Genomic DNA, 18,223 nt, shown 5'->3' on the forward strand with positions numbered 1-18,223 from the left:
ACCCTACTGTAGACCATTTCCCGCCAAGGGTCGGGCGCGGCGGGGATCGGGGGCGGCGAGGATCAGGCGCGAGGACCGGGCGCGAGGACCGGGCGCGAGGACCAGGCGCGGCGCCGGGCCGCACTCCCGCCGGCACCCCCGCGGGCGCCCGGATGCGGCGCATGGGAGCGGAGCCGCTGCGGCTGTATAATAGGAAGGTTTGAATATCGACTTTATAACCGGGGTTCCATTTTGCTGCCGTCAATCTTTCCCGAGGGGTCCGCAGGACTCGCACCAGCAATTCTCGCCTTGGCTGACGGTACCGTGTTCAAGGGCGTCTCGATCGGCGCCGACGGGACCAGCGTGGCCGAAATCGTCTTCAACACGGCCATGACCGGCTACCAGGAGATCCTCACCGATCCCAGCTACAGCGGCCAGATCGTCACCCTGACCTATCCCCACATTGGCAACACCGGCGTCAACGCCGAGGACGTCGAATCCAGCCGGGTGCACGCCGCCGGCCTGGTGGTGCGCGACTGTCCGGCGCTGCTGTCGAACTTCCGCGCCAGCCAGTCGCTGCCCGACTACCTGAAGACCCAGGGCATCGTGGCGATCTCGGGCGTGGACACCCGCAAGCTCACCCGCATCCTGCGCGAGCGCGGTGCCCAGGGCGCCTGCATCCTGGTGGGCGAGGACGCCGACCGCGCCGTCGAACTGGCGCGCGGCTTCGGCGGCATGGAAGGCCAGGACCTGGCCGTCGCCGTCTCCACCAAGCAGCCCGGCGCCTGGGTGCAGGGCACCTGGCAGCTGGGGCGCGGCTACACCCGCCGGGACCAGGGGCGGTACCACGTCGTCGCCTACGACTACGGCATCAAGTCCAACATCCTGCGCCTGCTGGCCGACCGCGACTGCCGCATCACGCTGGTGCCGGCCCTCACGCCTGTGGCCGACGTCCTGGCGCTGGCGCCCGACGGCGTCTTCCTGTCCAACGGCCCCGGCGACCCGGCGGCCTGCGGCTATGCCGCCGACACCTGCCGCGCCGTGCTGGACCGCGGCATCCCCCTGTTCGGCATCTGCCTGGGCCAGCAGGTCCTGGGCCTCACCCTGGGCGGGCGCACGGTCAAGATGAAGACCGGGCACCACGGCGCCAACCACCCGGTCCAGGACCTGGACACCGGCCGCGTGTTCATCACCAGCCAGAACCACGGCTTCACCGTGGACGGCGACAGCCTGCCGGCCAACGCCCGCATCACGCACGTGTCGCTGTTCGACGGCACCCTGCAGGGCTTCGAGCTCACCGACCGTCCGGCCTTCTGCTTCCAGGGCCACCCGGAAGCCAGCCCCGGCCCGCACGACATCCTGGTGCTGTTCGACAAATTCATCGACCTGATGGCGCAGCACAAAGCCCAGTCGCCCAAGTAAAAAGATCCCGCCTCCCATGCCCAAGCGTTCAGACATCAAAAGCATCCTCATCATCGGGGCCGGTCCGATCATCATCGGCCAGGCCTGCGAATTCGACTATTCCGGCGCCCAGGCCTGCAAGGCCCTGAAGGCCGACGGGTTCCGCACCATCCTGGTCAACAGCAATCCGGCCACCATCATGACGGACCCGGAAACGGCCGACGTCACCTACATCGAGCCCATCACCTGGCAGGCCCTGGAAAAGATCATCGAAGTCGAGCGGCCCGACGCCGTCCTGCCCACCATGGGCGGCCAGACGGCGCTGAACTGCGCGCTCGACCTCGATCGCCACGGCGTGCTGGAAAAGTACGGCGTGGAGCTGATCGGCGCCAACGCCCACGCCATCGAGAAGGCCGAGGACCGCCTGAAGTTCAAGGACGCGATGACCGCCATCGGCCTGGAGTCGGCCAAGTCCGGCATCGCCCACAGCATGGACGAGGCCTGGGCCGTGCAGAAGCGCATCGCGGCCGAGCTGGGCACGTCCGGCTTTCCCGCGGTGATCCGCCCCAGCTTCACGCTGGGCGGCACGGGCGGGGGCATCGCCTACAACGCCGAGGAATTCGAGACCATCTGCCGCCGCGGCCTGGAGGCCTCGCCGACCAACGAGCTGCTGATCGAGGAATCCCTGCTGGGCTGGAAGGAATTCGAGATGGAAGTCGTGCGCGACAGCGCCGACAACTGCATCATCGTGTGCGCCATCGAAAACCTCGATCCCATGGGCGTGCACACCGGCGATTCGATCACCGTCGCGCCCGCGCAGACGCTGACCGACAAGGAATACCAGATCATGCGCGACGCCTCGATCGCGGTGCTGCGCGAGATCGGCGTGGACACCGGCGGCTCGAACGTCCAGTTCGCCGTCAATCCGGCCAACGGCCGCATGATCGTCATCGAGATGAACCCGCGCGTGTCGCGTTCGTCCGCGCTGGCGTCCAAGGCCACGGGCTTTCCCATCGCCAAGGTCGCGGCCCGCCTGGCCGTGGGCTACACCCTGGACGAACTGCGCAACGAGATCACCGGCGGCGCCACGCCGGCCTCGTTCGAGCCCACGCTGGACTACGTCGTCACCAAGGTGCCGCGCTTCGCCTTCGAGAAATTCCCCCAGGCCGATTCGCGCCTGACGACCCAGATGAAGGCCGTGGGCGAGGTCATGGCCATCGGCCGCACCTTCCAGGAATCCTTCCAGAAGGCCCTGCGCGGCCTGGAAGTCGGCGTCGACGGCCTGAACCAGAAGACCACCGACCGCGAACGCCTGCAGGTCGAGCTCGGCGAGCCCGGCCCGGAGCGCATCTGGTACGTGGGCGACGCCTTCGCCCAGGGCTTCTCCCTGGAAGAAGTCCACAACCTGACCAAGATCGACCCCTGGTTCCTCGCGCAGATCAAGGAAATCGTCGACATCGAACTCGCGCTCGAACAGCGCACCCTGTCCGAGCTGGACGACGGCACCATGCGCGAACTCAAGCGGCGCGGCTTCTCCGACCGCCGCCTGGCGTTCCTGCTCGACACCACCGAGGCCGAGGTGCGCAAGCTGCGTCACCAGATGAACGTGCGCCCGGTGTACAAGCGCGTCGACACCTGCGCGGCCGAATTCGCCACCACGACGGCCTACATGTATTCGACCTACGAGGACGAGGACGAGGCCGCGCCGACCGACCGCAAGAAGATCATCGTGCTGGGCGGCGGGCCCAACCGCATCGGCCAGGGCATCGAATTCGACTACTGCTGCGTGCACGCGGCCCTGGCCCTGCGCGAGGACGGCTTCGAGACCATCATGGTCAACTGCAACCCGGAGACCGTGTCCACCGACTACGACACTTCCGACCGCCTCTACTTCGAGCCGCTGACGCTCGAAGACGTGCTGGAGATCGTCCACAAGGAAAACCCGGCCGGCGTCATCGTCCAGTACGGCGGCCAGACGCCGCTGAAGCTGGCCCGCGCCCTGGAGGCCAACGGCGTGCCCATCATCGGCACCAGCCCCGACTCCATCGACGTGGCCGAGGACCGCGAGCGCTTCCAGAAGCTGCTGACCAAGCTGGGCCTGCGCCAGCCGGCCAACCGCACCGCCCGCACCGAAAGCGAGGCCCTGGCCCTGGCGGGCGAGATCGGCTATCCCCTGGTGGTGCGCCCCAGCTACGTGCTGGGCGGGCGCGCCATGGAAATCGTGCACGAGCCCCAGGACCTGGAACGCTACATGCGCGAGGCCGTCAAGGTCAGCAACGATTCCCCGGTGCTGCTGGACCACTTCCTGAACAACGCCACCGAAGTCGATGTGGACTGCCTGGCCGACGGCGAGCAGGTCATCATCGGCGGCGTGATGGAGCACATCGAGCAGGCCGGCGTGCACTCGGGCGATTCCGCCTGCAGCCTGCCGCCGTACTCTCTCTCGCCCGAGATCGTGGCCGAGATCGAGCGCCAGACGGCCCTGATGGCCCGCGCCCTGAACGTCAAGGGCCTGATGAACGTGCAGTTCGCCATCCAGGACGGCGACGTCTACGTGCTGGAAGTCAATCCGCGCGCCTCGCGCACCGTGCCCTACGTATCCAAGGCCACCGGCCGCCAACTGGCCAAGATCGCCGCGCGCATCATGGCCGGCCGCAGCCTGGCCGCCCAGGGGGTCTCATCGATCCCGGCGCCGGCGCGCTATTGCGTCAAGGAAGCCGTGTTCCCCTTCGTCAAGTTCCCCGGCGTGGACACCATCCTGGGGCCCGAAATGAAGTCCACCGGCGAAGTCATGGGCGTGGGCGACACCTTCGGCGAGGCCTTCGTCAAGTCCCAGATCGCCGCCGGCGCCTGGCTGCCCGAGTCCGGCCGCGTGTTCATCAGCGTGCGCGACCAGGACAAGGCGCGCGCCGTGGAAGTCGCCCGCGGCCTGGCCGCGCTGGGCTTCCAGCTGATCGCCACGCGCGGCACGGCCGCCGTGATCGAGGCCGCCGGCCTGGCCGTCCAGGTCGTCAACAAGGTCACCGAGGGCCGGCCGAACATCGTGGACATGATCAAGAACGGCGAGATCGCCATGGTCATCAACACGGTCGAGGAACGCCGCAACGCCATCGCCGATTCGCGCGCGATCCGCACGCAGTCGCTGGCCAACCGGGTGACCTTCTTCACCACCATCGCGGGCGCGCGCGCCGCCGTCGAAGGCCTGCAGTACCTGCGCCACGGCGGCGGGCTGAAGGTCTACTCGCTGCAGTCCATGCACGCCGCGACCGCGGCCTGAGGCCTTCGTGGCGGGGACGAGTCCGGACACCGGGGCCGCAGACCGCCCGGCCCCCGGGGCGGCGCCCCCCGCCGGACACCCCGAACGCGTGTTCATCACGGGCGCCAGCAGCGGCATCGGCGCCGCCCTGGCGCGCCGCTACGCGGCGCGCGGCGCCGCGCTGGGGCTGGTCGGCCGCCGCCGCGACGCCTTGCAGGCGCTGTGCGACTGCCTGCCGGGGCAGGGGCACCGGATCTATGCGCTGGACGTGCGCGACCGCGCGGCGCTGCACGCGGCGGCGCGGGATTTCCTGGCGCACGGCCCGGTGGACGCGGTGATCGCCAGCGCCGGGATCAGCGCCGGCACCCTGACCGAGGCGCCCGAGGACCATGCGGTCTTCGAGGCCATCCTCGACACCAACGTCCTGGCCATGGCGGCCACCTTCGCGCCTTTCGTCGCGCCGCTGCGCGCGCGGGGGCGGGGCACGCTGGTGGGCATCGGCAGCGTGGCGGGGGTGCGCGGCCTGCCGGGCGCGGGCGCCTACAGCGCCTCGAAGGCCGCCGTGCGCGCGTACTGCGAAAGCCTGCGGGTCGAACTGCGCGGCAGCGGCGTGCGCGTGGTGACGATCGCCCCCGGCTTCATCGCCACGCCCATGACGGCGCGCAACCCCTATCGCATGCCCTTCCTGATGCCCGTCGAGCGCTTCGCCGAACGGGCCGTGCGGGCGATCGACGCCGGCGTCTCCTACCGCGTCATCCCCTGGCCCATGGCCTGGGTGGCGCGGCTGCTGCGCCTGGTGCCCGACGCGCTCTACGACCGGGCCGCCGCCCGGCGCAAGCGCAAGCCGCGCATGGGCGAGCGCCCGTAAGCGATCCGGCATCCGGGATCACGCCATCTTGCGGGGGCGTGGACCGCCGCCTTACACTTGCGGCGCAATTTCGTTCAGCCTTCCAACATCCTCTTCCGGACGGCCTCCCGGCCGCGATTCCTCCATGACGACATCCTATTTCCCGCAGTGGCGCCGCGTGTCCGGCACCGCCGACGGCGCCGTTGTCCAGCCCGACGAAACCATGCCCTGGCCCCAGACCGTGGCGATGGGCGCGCAGCACGTCGTGGCCATGTTCGGCTCCACCATCCTGGCGCCGCTCATCATGGGCTTCGATCCCAACACGGCCATCCTGATGTCGGGCGTGGGCACGCTGATCTTCTTCCTGTTCGTCGGCGGCCGGGTGCCCAGCTACCTGGGCTCCAGCTTCGCCTTCATCGGCGGCGTGATCGCCGTCAGCGGCTATTCGGGCAGCGGGCCGAACCCGAACATGGGCGTGGCGCTGGGCGCCATCGTGGTCTGCGGCCTGATCTACACCGGCATCGGCCTGCTGACCGCGCTGATCAACGCCCGCCAGGGCGGGGCGGCCGACTGGATCGACCGCTGGATGCCGCCGGTCGTCACCGGCGCCGTCGTGGCCGTGATCGGCCTGAACCTGGCGCCGATCGCGGCCAAGGGCGCCATGGGCGGCTCCCTGTTCGATGCCGTGATGGCGCTGGTGACCGTGCTGTGCGTCGGCGGCGTGGCCGTCTACACCCGCGGCCTGGTGCAGCGCCTGCTGATCCTGGTGGGGCTGTTCGCCGCCTGCGTGCTCTACCTGATCCTGGCCAACGGCCTGGGCCTGGGCAAGCCGATCGACTTCGCCGCCATCGCCGCCGCGCCCTGGCTGGGGCTGCCGCGGCTGACGGCGCCGGTGTTCGAGGCCCACGCCATCAGCGTGATCGCCCCTGTAGCCATCATCCTGGTGGCCGAGAACCTCGGCCACATCAAGGCGGTCGGCGCCATGACCGGCCAGAACCTGGACCGCTACCTGGGCCGCGCCTTCATGGGCGACGGGGTGGCGACGATGATTTCCGGGTCCCTGGGCGGCACGGGCGTGACCACCTACGCGGAGAACATCGGCGTGATGACCGCGACGAAGATCTATTCCACCCTGGTGTTCGTGGTGGCCGCCCTGGTGGCCCTGGTGCTGGGCTTCTCGCCCAAGTTCGGCGCGGTGATCCAGGCCATCCCGGCGCCGGTGCTGGGCGGCATGTCGGTGGTGGTGTTCGGCCTGATCGCCATCGCGGGCGCCCGCATCTGGGTGGTCAACCAGGTCGATTTCAGCGACAACCGCAACCTGATCGTGGCGGCCGTCACGCTGATCCTGGGCGCGGGCAATTTCTCCATCGCCATCGGCGGCTTCAAGCTCGACGGCATCGGCACGGCGACCTTCGGCGCCATCCTGCTGCACGCGCTGCTGCGCGGCAAGCGGCAGCCGGCCGTGATCTGATGGGCTGTGATCATCCGATGGGCCGCGATCATCCGATGCGCCGCGGTCTGATGTGATCCGATCCGCTCTCCGGGTCCGCGGATCCGCGCCCTGACCCCGGGGGCCGCGTGCGCGGCGCGGGGCTTGCTTTTTCTTTCCGGATTGCCCACAATACCCCTCAAGCACCCCGGTTTCGGCCGGGGTTTTTCACGGGCGAGCCGGCAGGCCACCTGGTCGGGATGCGGATGGCGCCATGCCACGACCGCCTCCCATAGGCCCATACGCGGGCGCGCATGGCCAGGCAGCCCCCAACGGGCCGGAACCACCACTTTTCGCCCCCCTTCTTTCGTTGTCAGGCGCCCCGCGCATGGGGCGTCTTTTACTTTTGAGTCAGGAACTATGGCTGCGATCCCTTTGACCGCTCGCGGGGCGGAGCGCTTACAAGCTGAATTGCATCGTCTGAAGACAGTCGAGCGCCCCGAAGTCATCAACGCCATCGCCGAAGCGCGGGCCCAGGGTGATTTGTCCGAAAACGCCGAATACGATGCCGCGCGCGAGCGCCAGGGCTTCATCGAGGGCCGCATCCAGGAACTGGAAAGCACCCTCTCCAACGCCCAGATCATCAATCCGGCCGAACTGGACGTGTCCGGCCAGGCCGTGTTCGGCGCGACCGTCGAGATCGAGGACCTGGAATCGGGCGAACGCCTCACCTACCAGATCGTCGGCGACCTGGAAGCCGACATCCGCGCCAACATGATCTCCGTGTCCAGCCCCGTGGCGCGGGCGCTGATCGGCAAGAGCGAGGGCGACGTGGTCGAAGTGCGCGCGCCGGCCGGCGTGCGCGAATACGAGGTCTGTTCCGTCAGCTACGAATAGTCAGCTGCGGATAATCAGCCCCGGCCCGTGCGGCCGCCGCGGCGCGCGCCCGCACGCAGCGAAAGCGCGCTGCCGCTGCCGGTGCGGCGTGGGATGCCGTGGCCCGCGTCCGCGCGGCCGCCCGCGCCGGCTTGCCGGCGCCCCGGGCGTCGGCCGGGCGGGCCGGCCGGCCCGTGTCGGCGGCGGATCGCCCGCCGGGGCGGTGTTCTCCGCGCGCGGGCGCGTCGTCCCTGTCCGCGCCGGCGGCGCGCCTGGATGCGGCGGGGCGGGCGGCGCGCGGCTGCGCCGCCTGTTTCTTGGGCACGTAGGGTTCGGATTTCCGGCGCACGGCCCGGGTGGCGTTTTCGGCCGCCTGGGCGGCTTGTTGCGCGAGCGGATCGGGCCGATAGATAATCAGCGTTTTGCCGAGATGATGCACTGTGGCGCAAGACAGCGTTTCGCAGATTTCCGCCAGCATCGCGTCGCGTGCGTCGCGCTCGGCGCCGGCGACGCGGATCTTGATCAGTTCATGGGCCGCCAGGGTGCGGTCGATTTCTTCCAGCACGGCGGCGGTCAGGCCGCGGTCGCCGATCAGGACGACGGGATGCAGGGGATGAGCGGCGGCGCGCAGGGCGCTGCGCTGCTGAGAGGTCAGTTCGAGTTTCGGCATAGTGGAATTGTACGAGAATGGCCAAGAAAAAATTCTCCAAAGCCTGGGTCCAGCGGCATATTCAAGACCCTTACGTCAAAATGGCGCAACAGAAGGGCTACCGCGCCCGCGCCGCCTTCAAGCTGACCGAGATCCTGGACACGGAAAAGCTGCTGCGGCGCGGCGACGTGGTCGTGGACCTGGGCTCGGCCCCGGGCAGCTGGTCGCAGGTGGTGCGCGAGCGCCTGCTGGCCGCGGGCGGCGCGATCGACGGCCGCGTGCTGGCGCTCGACCTGCTGCCCATGGAGCCCGTCGCCGGGGTCGAGTTCATCCAGGGCGACTTCCGCGAGGACGCCATCCTGGCGCAATTGCACGCGCGTCTGGCAGGCCGGCCCGTGGACCTTGTGATTTCCGACATGGCCCCCAATCTATCGGGTGTGGCCTCGGCGGATTCCGCCCGCATCGCCCACGTCTGCGAACTGGCGCTGGAATTCGCCTGCGCCCACCTCAAGCCGGACGGCGCCCTGATCGTCAAGGCCTTCCACGGCAGCGGGTTTTCCCAGATCGTGCAGATGTTCAAGCAGCATTTCGTCCGCGTGGTCGAGCGCAAGCCCAAGGCGTCGCGGGACGAATCCTCCGAGACCTTCCTCATCGGCCGCGGCTTGAAGGAAACCGCCGCGTCGCGGCTTGCGGGCCGCCCCGATGCGCCGGACGCGGACCGGTCCCCGCGGACCGATCCCTGAGCGGGCCCGTCCACTGCGTCCGCGCGGCGGATTCAGGTAGAATGAAGCATTGACGTATTTGTCAGCTTGTTGTAATTGCGCGCCGCCGGACGCGGCGCGCGGGCGATGGGCGGGCAGCGGTACATACCCAGGAGGTTGGCTTTGAACAACTCGTTTTCCAAGGTTGCGGTCTGGCTGGTGATCGCGCTCGTGCTCTTCACGGTGTTCAAGCAGTTCGACGGACATCCGGTCACGAGCGGGGATTCGGTCAGCTACACGCAATTCATGAACGATGCCCGCGCCGGCCGCATCAACAAGGTCGACATCCAGGGCGACACGATCTACGTGTCGCCGGAATCCGGCCGTTCCTACAGCCTGACCTCGCCGGGCGACCTCTGGATGGTCCCCGAACTGGTGAAGAATGGCGTGCAGGTCTCCGGCAAGGCCCGCGAAGAGCCTTCCTTCCTCACCAGCCTGTTCATCTCCTGGTTCCCGATGCTGCTGCTGATCGGGGTCTGGATCTTCTTCATGCGCCAGATGCAGGGCGGCGGCAAGGGCGGGGCCTTCAGCTTCGGCAAGTCGCGCGCGCGCATGCTGGACGAAAACAACAACAACATCACCTTCGCCGACGTCGCCGGCTGCGACGAGGCCAAGGAAGACGTCCAGGAACTGGTCGATTTCCTGCGCGATCCCACCAAGTTCCAGCGCCTGGGCGGCCGCATTCCGCGCGGCGTGCTGATGGTCGGCCCTCCGGGCACCGGCAAGACCCTGCTCGCCAAGGCCATCGCCGGCGAGGCCAAGGTGCCGTTCTTCAGCATCTCGGGCTCGGATTTCGTCGAGATGTTCGTCGGCGTGGGCGCGGCTCGCGTGCGCGACATGTTCGAGAACGCGAAAAAGCAGTCCCCCTGCATCATCTTCATCGATGAAATCGACGCCGTGGGCCGCCAGCGCGGCGCCGGCCTGGGCGGGGGCAACGACGAACGCGAGCAGACCCTGAACCAGCTGCTGGTCGAAATGGACGGCTTCGAGACCGGCCAGGGCGTGCTGGTGATCGCCGCCACCAACCGGCCCGACGTGCTGGACCCGGCGCTGCTGCGCCCGGGCCGCTTCGACCGCCAGGTGGTCGTGTCGCTGCCCGACATCCGCGGCCGCGAGCAGATCCTGAAGGTGCACATGCGCAAGGTCCCCATCGCCCAGAACGTCGATCCGAACGTGCTGGCGCGCGGCACCCCGGGCTTTTCCGGCGCCGACCTGGCCAACCTGATCAACGAGGCCGCGCTGTTCGCCGCGCGCCGCAACGGCCGCACCGTGGACATGTCCGACCTGGAAAAGGCCAAGGACAAGATCATCATGGGCGCGGAGCGCCGCTCCCTGATCATGCCGGAAGAAGAACGCCGCAACACGGCCTACCACGAATCCGGCCACGCGCTGGTGGCGCGCCTGCTGCCCAAGACCGATCCGGTGCACAAGGTCACCATCATCCCGCGCGGCCGCGCGCTGGGGGTGACGATGCAGCTGCCCGAGGGCGACCGCTACAGCATGGACAAGGAACGCCTGCTGAACACCATCGCGGTGCTGTTCGGCGGCCGCATCGCGGAAGAAGTCTTCATGGGCCAGATGACCACCGGCGCCTCCAACGACTTCGAGCGCGCCACCGCCATCGCGCGCGACATCGTCACGCGCTACGGCATGACCGACTCCCTGGGGCCCGTGGTGTACGCCGAGAACGAGGGCGAGGTCTTCCTGGGCCGCAGCGTGACCAAGACCACGCACGTGTCCGAAGCCACCATGCAGAAGGTCGATTCCGAGATCCGCCGCATCATCGACGAGCAGTACAGCGTGGCGCGCACCCTGATCGAGTCCAACCAGGACAAGATGCACGCCATGGCCAAGGCCCTGCTCGAATGGGAAACCATCGACGCCGAGCAGATCGACGACATCATGGCCGGCCGTCCGCCGCGCGCGCCGCAGCCGCCGTCCTCGGGGGGCGACACGCCGCCGCAGGCCCCGTCGGCCGGCCTGCCGGCCGCCAGCAACGACAAGGGCGCCGCCGCGACGCCGGTCTGATCCGACCGCCGGCCTCCTATGCATGACCACCTTCAGTGCGGGCGTTTCCGCTTGTCCCTGGAACGCCCGCTGGTCATGGGGATCGTCAACGTCACGCCGGATTCGTTTTCCGACGGCAATGCCCACTTCCGGGCCGACGAGGCCATCGCCCATGGGCGCCTCCTGGTCGAGGAAGGCGCCGACCTGCTCGACATCGGCGGCGAGTCCACCCGGCCCGGCGCCCAGGCGGTTCCCGCCGACGAGGAACTGCGCCGCATTCTGCCCGTGATCGAGGCCCTGCGCGACTGCGGCGTGCCGCTGTCCGTGGACACCTGCAAGCCCTCCGTGATGCGGGCCGCCCTGGAGGCGGGGGCCGACATGATCAACGACATCGGCGGCTTTGCGGCGCCCGGGGCGGTCGAGGCCGTGGCCGGTGCCGATTGCGCGCTGTGCCTGATGCACATGCGCGGCGAGCCGCGCACCATGCAGGATGCGCCGTCCTACCAGGACGTGGTCACGGAAGTCCGCGCCTACCTGGACCAGGGCGCGCGGCGCCTGCGCCAGGCCGGCATCGCGGCCGACCGCATCGTGCTCGATCCCGGCTTCGGCTTCGGCAAGACCGCGGCGCACAATTACACCCTGCTGCGGCAGCTGCCGCAGGCCGTGGGGCAGGATTACCCCAGCCTGCTGGGCCTGTCGCGCAAGTCCATGATCGGCGCCGTCACGGGGCGTCCCGCGTCCCGGCGCCTGGGCGGCAGCGTGGCGGCGGCCCTGGCCGGCGCAGTGCGGGGCGCGCACATCCTGCGCGTCCATGATGTGGCCGACACCGTGGATGCCCTGCGGGTATGGTCGGCCGTCGAACGAGGAGTCCGTGCATGAGCGCACGCAAGTATTTCGGGACCGACGGGGTGCGCGGCATCGTCGGCGGCGATCGGATCAACGCCGAATTCGCCCTGCGGCTGGGCTATGCGGCCGGCCGCGTGCTGGCGCGCGGGGCCGTGTCGGCCGGGCGGCCGACCGTGGTCATCGGCAAGGACACCCGCATCTCCGGCTACATGCTGGAATCCGCGCTGGAGGCCGGCCTGTCGGCCGCCGGGGTGGACGTGATGCTGGCCGGCCCGATCCCCACGCCGGCGGTGGCCTACCTGACCCGCGCCTGGCGCCTGGCGGCCGGCATCGTCATCAGCGCGTCCCACAATCCGCACTACGACAATGGCATCAAGTTCTTCTCCGCGGCCGGCACCAAGCTGCCCGACGAGACCGAGGCCGCCATCGAGGCCCTGCTGGACGAGCCGCTGGGCTGCGCCGATTCGGCCGGCCTGGGGCGCGCGCGGCGCATCAGCGACGCGGCCGGGCGCTACATCGAATTCTGCAAGAGCACCTTCCCCAGCGAACTGGACCTGCAGGGCCTGAAGATCGTGGTGGACGCGGCCAACGGCGCCGCCTACCACATCGCGCCGCACGTGTTCCGCGAGCTGGGGGCCGAGGTCTCCGTGATCGGCTGCGAGCCCGACGGCTTCAACATCAATGAAAAGGTCGGCGCCACTCATCCAGAGACCTTGGTCGCCGCCGTGGCGGCCCAGGGGGCGGACCTGGGCGTCGCCCTGGACGGCGACGCCGACCGCCTGCAGATGGTGGACGCCACCGGGCGCCTGTTCAACGGCGACGAGCTGCTCTACGCCATCGTGCGCGACCGCGCCCGCACGCAGCCCATCCAGGGGGTGGTCGGCACGCTGATGACCAACTTCGGCTTCGAGCGCCGCATGCGCGAGCTCGGCATCCCGTTCGAGCGCGCCAAGGTCGGCGACCGCTACGTGCTGGAAGTCCTGCGCCAGCGCGGCTGGCTGTACGGCGGCGAAAGCTCCGGCCACCTGCTGTGCCTGGACCGCCACACCACGGGCGACGGCATCGTGGCCGCCCTGCAGGTGCTGGCGGCCATGCGGCACGCCGGCGCCTCGCTGGCGGACCTGGTGGCCGACCTGTCCATGTACGCCCAGAAGATGGTCAACGTGCCGCTCGCGCCGGGGCTGGACTGGCAGACGCACGCGGGCCTGAAGGAAGCCTCGGACGCGGTGCGCGCGTCGCTCGGCGAGCGCGGCCGGGTGCTGATCCGCGCCTCGGGCACCGAACCCAAGCTGCGCCTCATGGTCGAGGCCGACGACGAGGCCCTGGCCGAGGAAGGCGTGCGCCGGCTCGTGGCGGTCAAGCTGGCCTGAACGCCGCTGTCACATGATTCACACAGAGCATCGGCAGAATATCCCCGATATCGTGACTTCCGGGAATCCGCCATGCTCGCCCTCGCTTCTTCCCTGCACGCGGGATCGATGAAACGCATAGACTGGCCCGGGGCCGAGGCCGGCGGACTGGCCCTGACCGTCGCGCGCACGCAGGCGGACCTGGAAGCCCTGCAGCGCCTGCGCTTCCGGGTGTTCACGGAGGACATGGGCGCGGTGTTCCCCCAGGCCGTGGGCGACCGCGACGTGGACCGCTTCGATCCCTGGTGCGTGCATTTCATGGTGCGCGAACTGGGCACCGGCCGGGTGGTGGGCACCTACCGGCTGCTCACGCCCGAAGCCGCGCGCCAGGCGGGCGGCTATTACTCCGAGTCCGAATTCGACCTGGAGCCGCTGGCGGCGCTGCGTCCGTGGCTGGTCGAGGTCGGCCGCTCCTGCATCGATGCCGGATTCCGGCACGGCACGGCCATCATGCTGCTGTGGTCGGGACTGGCCCAGGTGATGAAGCGGGGGGGCTACCGCTACATGCTGGGCTGCGCCAGCGTCAGCCTGCGCGACGGCGGCGCCACGGCCTCGGAGGTCTGGCGCCGGGCGCGCGCCCTGATGGCGCGCAATCCCGACGTGCCGCGCATCCGCCCGCTGCATCCCTATCCGGTGGACCGGCTGGACAGCGCCCTGCCGGCGCGGGTGCCGCCGCTCATCAAGGGCTATCTGGCCCTGGGCGCGACGATCTGCGGCGCGCCCGCCTGGGATCCGGATTTCCACACCGCCGATTTCCCGATCCTGCTGGATCTGGAACGGCTGGACGCCCGCTACCGGCGGCATTTCGGGATCGATTAGGCATTTCGGGACCGATCGGGCGAGACCGGCGCGCCGTCTTCCCGCCCGGCCAGTGCGACCGGCCCGGCTTTCCGGCGCCCGGCGCGTTCAGCTTTCGATGATGTCCAGGGCGAAACCGGCCTTGCGCCAGATCGCCGCTTCCTTCTTCAACTGGAAGCCGCTCAGGGGGCGGGCGGCCAGCCAGCCCGCCGGGATGCGCAGGGCGATGCGCAGGTCCTGGGCCTGCAGGCGCAGCGCCAGGGGACCCAGGGCCTCGCGGCGGCGCAGCAGCAGGACCGCCAGGCGCAGGCAGCACAGGGCCAGCCAGCGCGCGCGGTCGGGCGCGTAGCGGCGGACCTTGGCCAGGCGCCCCTGGTGGCCCAGCGCGAGAAAGGCCAGCAGCCGCTGGTCGTCGTGCGAAAAGCCCGGCATGTCGGCGTGTTCCAGGATGTAGGCGCTGTGCTTGTGATAATCGTTGCGGGCGATCGCCAGGCCGATTTCGTGCAGTTCGGCCGTCCAGCCCAGCGCGCGCCGCAGCTCGGCCGTGTCGGGCTCGTCGCCCAGCCCGAGCTGGTCGAACAGCTGCAGCGCCAGGCTGCGCACGAAGCCGGCCTGGGCCGTGTCGAGCTGGTAGCGGCCGCGCATCTGGCGCACGGTCTCGTCGCGCCGGTCCTGGTGCGAGTCGCGGCCCAGCAGGTCGTGCAGCACGCCGATGCGCAGGGCGCCGTCGCCCGCCCGCATCCGCTCGATGCCCAGTTCCCGGAACGCGGCGATCATGATGGCCAGGCCGCCGGGCAGCACCGGCACGCGCTCGGGCTTCAGGCCGGCCCAGTCCTGCAGGCGGACCTCGCCGGCGCGCGCCAGGGCGGCGCTCAGCCGTTCCATGCCGTCCAGGGTGATGTCGCGCGGGCTGAGGCCGTTTTCGACCAGGACGGCCAGCAGGCCCTTGGCGGTGCCCGAGGAGCCGTAGGCTTCCTGCCAGCCCGTGCCGCGGTAGCGGCTGGCGATGGTTTCGATGGCGCCGCGCGCCGCCAGCACCGCCTGGCTCATGCGGGCTTCGGTGACGCGGCCCTGGGGGAAGAACTGCCGCGTCCAGGTGGTACAGCCCAGCTCCAGCGAGGCCAGCTCCAGGGGCTGGTCGCGCCGCCCGATGATGAATTCGGTGGAGCCGCCGCCGATGTCGATCACCAGCCTGCGGTGGTCCGAGGGCGGCAGGTCCTGGATCACGCCCAGGTAGATCAGGCGGGCTTCTTCCTGGCCGGAGATGATTTCGATCGGAAAGCCCAGGGCGCGCTCCGCCGCGGGCAGGATCTCGGCCGCGTTGCGCGCCACCCGGAAGGTGTTGGTGGCCACGGCGCGGACGTTGGCGGGGGAGAACCCGCGCAGCCGCTCGCCGAAGCGCCGCAGCGCCGCCAGGGCCTGCTCCACCGTGGCGGCGTCGATGCGCTTGTGCTCGTCCAGGCCGTTGGCCAGGGCGACCAGTTCGCGCAGCTTGTCCTCGGCGTAGATCTGGGCGCCGCCGCCGTGGCGCACGACGCGGCCGATGGATAGCCGGAAGGTGTTCGAGCCCAGGTCGATCGAAGCGAGCCGGTTGTCCATGGCCTTACCAGGAAATGTCACACTGTGCGATTATAGTGGCCGGTTCATGACAGGATTGTGAGGCGCGCATGCGGGCCGTCGAGGAAATGCCGGTTCTCCTGAACCGGGAATTGTCGGTGCTGAAATTCAACGAGCGGGTGCTCTCCATGGCCGAGCGCACGGACGTGCCGCCGCTGGAGCGCCTGCGCTACCTGTGCATCGTCGGCTCGAACCTGGACGAGTTCTTCGAGATCCGCATGGCCAGCCTCAAGGAACAGCAGCGCCAGACGCCGGAGCTGCGCGGCGTGGACGGCATGACGCCCGACGAGGCCTTCGACCGCGTGCAGCGCGCCGCGCACGCCCTGGTGGACCGCCAGAACCGCCTGCTGACCGGCGAGGTCATGCCCAAGCTCATGGAACACGGGGTGGGCCTGATCTATTCGACGGGCTGGACCGACCTGCAGCGTGAATGGGCCTACGGCCTCTTCCGCCGCGACGTGATGCCGCTGCTCACCCCCATCGGCCTGGATCCGGCGCATCCCTTTCCGCGCGTCTACAACAAGAGCCTGAACTTCATCGTCTCGCTCAGCGGCGAGGACGCCTTCGGCCGCGAGGGCCACATCGCCATCGTGCAGGCGCCGCGCGCGCTGCCGCGCATGATCAAGGTGCCCGCCGAGATCGCCGGCATCCCGGACGGCTTCATGCTGCTCACCACCCTGATCAACGCCTTCGTCGGCGACCTGTTCCCGGGCATGAACGTCCAGGGCTGCTACCAGTGGCGGGTGACGCGCAACAGCGACCTGTTCGTGGACGAGGAAGAAATCACCAACCTGCGCCAGGCCCTGCAGGGCGAACTTTCCCAGCGCAATTTCGGCGCCTCGGTGCGCCTGGAAATCGCGCACGCCATGCCGCCCGACCTGGAGCTGTTCCTGCAGCGCGAATTCAGCCTGGGGGCGGCCGACACCTACCGCGTCAACGGTCCGGTCAACCTGGCCCGGCTGATGCAGCTGTGCAACCGGGTCAACCGCCCCGACCTGGAATATCCGGTCTTCCGGCCACGTATGCCGGCGCCCTTCGACGGCGGCCTGGAGCGGCCCGAGGAACTGTTCGCGGCCATCGCGGCGCGCGACCACCTGCTGCACCATCCCTACCAGTCCTTCCAGCCCGTGCTGATGTTCCTGCGCAGCGCGGCGCTGGACCCGCAGGTCGTGGCCATCAAGCAGACCATCTACCGCACCGGCGAGGACTCCGAGCTGATGGGGCTGCTGCTGTCGGCGGCCCGGGCGGGCAAGGAAGTCACGGTGGTGGTCGAGCTGATGGCGCGCTTCGACGAGCAGACCAACATCAACTGGGCCGCGCGCCTGGAAGAGGTCGGCGCCCACGTCAGCTACGGCGTGGTGGGCCACAAGACCCACGCCAAGATGGCCCTGGTGCTGCGCCGCGAGGACGGCCGCATCCGCCGCTACGGGCACCTGGGCACGGGCAACTACCACCCGCGCACGGCGCGGCTGTACACCGATTTCGGCCTGCTGACGGCCAACCAGCAGATGTGCGAGGACATGGACCAAGTGTTCTCCCTGCTGACCGGCCTGGGCGCGCGCCGCGAGCTCAAGCTGCTGCTGCAGTCGCCCTTCACCCTGCACGAGACGGTGCTGCGCCTGATCCGCTCGGAAACCGAGTTCGCCCGCGCGGGCAAGCGCGCGCGCATCCGCGCCAAGATGAATTCCCTGCTGGAGCCCGAGGTGATCCGGGCGCTGTACGAGGCCAGCCAGGCGGGGGTGCGCATCGACCTGATCGTGCGCGGTGCCTGCGCGCTGCAGGCCGGCGTGCCGGGGCTGTCCGAGCACATCCGGGTGCGCTCCATCATCGGCCGCTTCCTGGAGCATTCGCGGGTGTTCTATTTCTACCAGGACGGCGCCGAGCCCCTGTACCTGTCCTCCGCCGACTGGATGGACCGCAATTTCCTGCGGCGGGTCGAGCTCGCCTTCCCGGTGCTGGACAAGACCCTGCGCCGCCGCGTCATCGACGAGGCCTTCACCTTCGCCTGGCGGGACAACCAGCTCGCCTGGGCGGCCCAGCCCGACGGCCGCTACCTGCGCGTGCGCAACCGCCGCGCCGCCTTCAACCTGCACCAGCACCTGATGGCGAGGTTGGGATGAGACAGGACACGAAATAGTCCCTGCGGACTATTTCGTGCCTGTCGAATCCGAGCGGCGTGCAAGCCGCGAGGTGGGGGAGAGACGCCCAGACCGAGCGGCGTGCAAGCCGCGAGGTGGGGGAGAGACGCCCAGACCGAGCGGCGTGCAAGCCGCGAGGTGGGGGAGAGACGCCCAGACCGAGCGGCGTGCAAGCCGCGAGGTGGGGGAGAGACGCCCAGACCGAGCGGC

Annotated in this window: 13 protein-coding genes; 11 read left to right on the forward strand and 2 right to left on the reverse strand. The window is 69.6% G+C overall.

Annotated features, from left to right (window positions below; translation table 11 throughout):
• The first annotated feature begins 231 nt into the window (after positions 1–231).
• From carA to greA, 5 genes are all read left to right on the forward strand, one after another.
• On the forward strand, positions 232–1,401 hold the full coding sequence (gene carA / locus BN940_RS04250; protein WP_043680512.1) for a glutamine-hydrolyzing carbamoyl-phosphate synthase small subunit: 1,170 nt from the start codon (positions 232–234) through the stop codon (positions 1,399–1,401).
• A 16-nt stretch (positions 1,402–1,417) separates the two neighbouring features.
• A complete protein-coding gene (gene carB, locus BN940_RS04255) occupies positions 1,418–4,657 on the forward strand; it encodes a carbamoyl-phosphate synthase large subunit (protein WP_043680514.1) in 3,240 nt (1,079 codons plus the stop codon).
• An 88-nt stretch (positions 4,658–4,745) separates the two neighbouring features.
• Positions 4,746–5,504: an SDR family oxidoreductase gene (locus BN940_RS04260; RefSeq protein WP_043680517.1), complete on the forward strand. Its 759-nt coding sequence runs from the start codon at positions 4,746–4,748 to the stop codon at positions 5,502–5,504.
• A gap of 124 nt (positions 5,505–5,628) precedes the next feature.
• Positions 5,629–6,954 carry a solute carrier family 23 protein gene (locus tag BN940_RS04265; RefSeq protein ID WP_043680520.1) on the forward strand — a complete coding sequence of 442 codons (1,326 nt, stop codon included), beginning with the start codon at positions 5,629–5,631 and terminating at the stop codon, positions 6,952–6,954.
• A gap of 378 nt (positions 6,955–7,332) precedes the next feature.
• Positions 7,333–7,809: a transcription elongation factor GreA gene (gene greA / locus BN940_RS04270; protein WP_043680523.1), complete on the forward strand. Its 477-nt coding sequence runs from the start codon at positions 7,333–7,335 to the stop codon at positions 7,807–7,809.
• Here the strand turns inward: greA and BN940_RS04275 are convergent.
• On the reverse strand, positions 7,796–8,458 hold the full coding sequence (locus BN940_RS04275) for a YhbY family RNA-binding protein (protein WP_084330510.1): 663 nt from the start codon (positions 8,456–8,458) through the stop codon (positions 7,796–7,798). The two genes, greA and BN940_RS04275, sit on opposite strands and share 14 nt — an antisense overlap.
• Before the next feature lie 17 nt (positions 8,459–8,475).
• Here BN940_RS04275 and BN940_RS04280 point away from each other — a divergent pair, with 17 nt between their 5' ends.
• From BN940_RS04280 to BN940_RS04300, 5 genes are all read left to right on the forward strand, one after another.
• Entirely contained in the window at positions 8,476–9,180 is a 705-nt protein-coding gene (locus tag BN940_RS04280; RefSeq protein ID WP_052355597.1) for an RlmE family RNA methyltransferase, read from the forward strand.
• Between the two features lie 141 nt (positions 9,181–9,321).
• A complete protein-coding gene (gene ftsH / locus BN940_RS04285) occupies positions 9,322–11,226 on the forward strand; it encodes an ATP-dependent zinc metalloprotease FtsH (RefSeq protein WP_043680526.1) in 1,905 nt (634 codons plus the stop codon).
• Positions 11,227–11,244: 18 nt separating this feature from the next.
• Complete coding sequence (gene folP / locus BN940_RS04290) at positions 11,245–12,084, forward strand: dihydropteroate synthase (protein ID WP_043680529.1); 840 nt, start codon at positions 11,245–11,247, stop codon at positions 12,082–12,084.
• Entirely contained in the window at positions 12,081–13,421 is a 1,341-nt protein-coding gene (gene glmM, locus BN940_RS04295; RefSeq protein WP_043680532.1) for a phosphoglucosamine mutase, read from the forward strand. Before folP ends, glmM begins: the two co-directional genes overlap by 4 nt.
• A gap of 108 nt (positions 13,422–13,529) precedes the next feature.
• Positions 13,530–14,279: a GNAT family N-acetyltransferase gene (locus BN940_RS04300; RefSeq protein WP_148304882.1), complete on the forward strand. Its 750-nt coding sequence runs from the start codon at positions 13,530–13,532 to the stop codon at positions 14,277–14,279.
• 87 nt (positions 14,280–14,366) lie between these two features.
• On the opposite strand, the gene BN940_RS04305 is transcribed toward BN940_RS04300, so the two are convergent.
• Entirely contained in the window at positions 14,367–15,857 is a 1,491-nt protein-coding gene (locus BN940_RS04305) for a Ppx/GppA phosphatase family protein (RefSeq protein WP_043680538.1), read from the reverse strand.
• A gap of 68 nt (positions 15,858–15,925) precedes the next feature.
• Between BN940_RS04305 and ppk1 the strand changes: the two genes are divergently transcribed.
• Positions 15,926–17,995 (forward strand): polyphosphate kinase 1, encoded by a 2,070-nt coding sequence (gene ppk1 / locus BN940_RS04310; protein ID WP_043680541.1) that lies wholly within the window; start codon positions 15,926–15,928, stop codon positions 17,993–17,995.
• Positions 17,996–18,223: the final 228 nt, after the last annotated feature.

The organism is Castellaniella defragrans 65Phen (assembly GCF_000612685.1).
Taxonomy (GTDB): Bacteria; Pseudomonadota; Gammaproteobacteria; order Burkholderiales; family Burkholderiaceae_B; genus Castellaniella; species Castellaniella defragrans.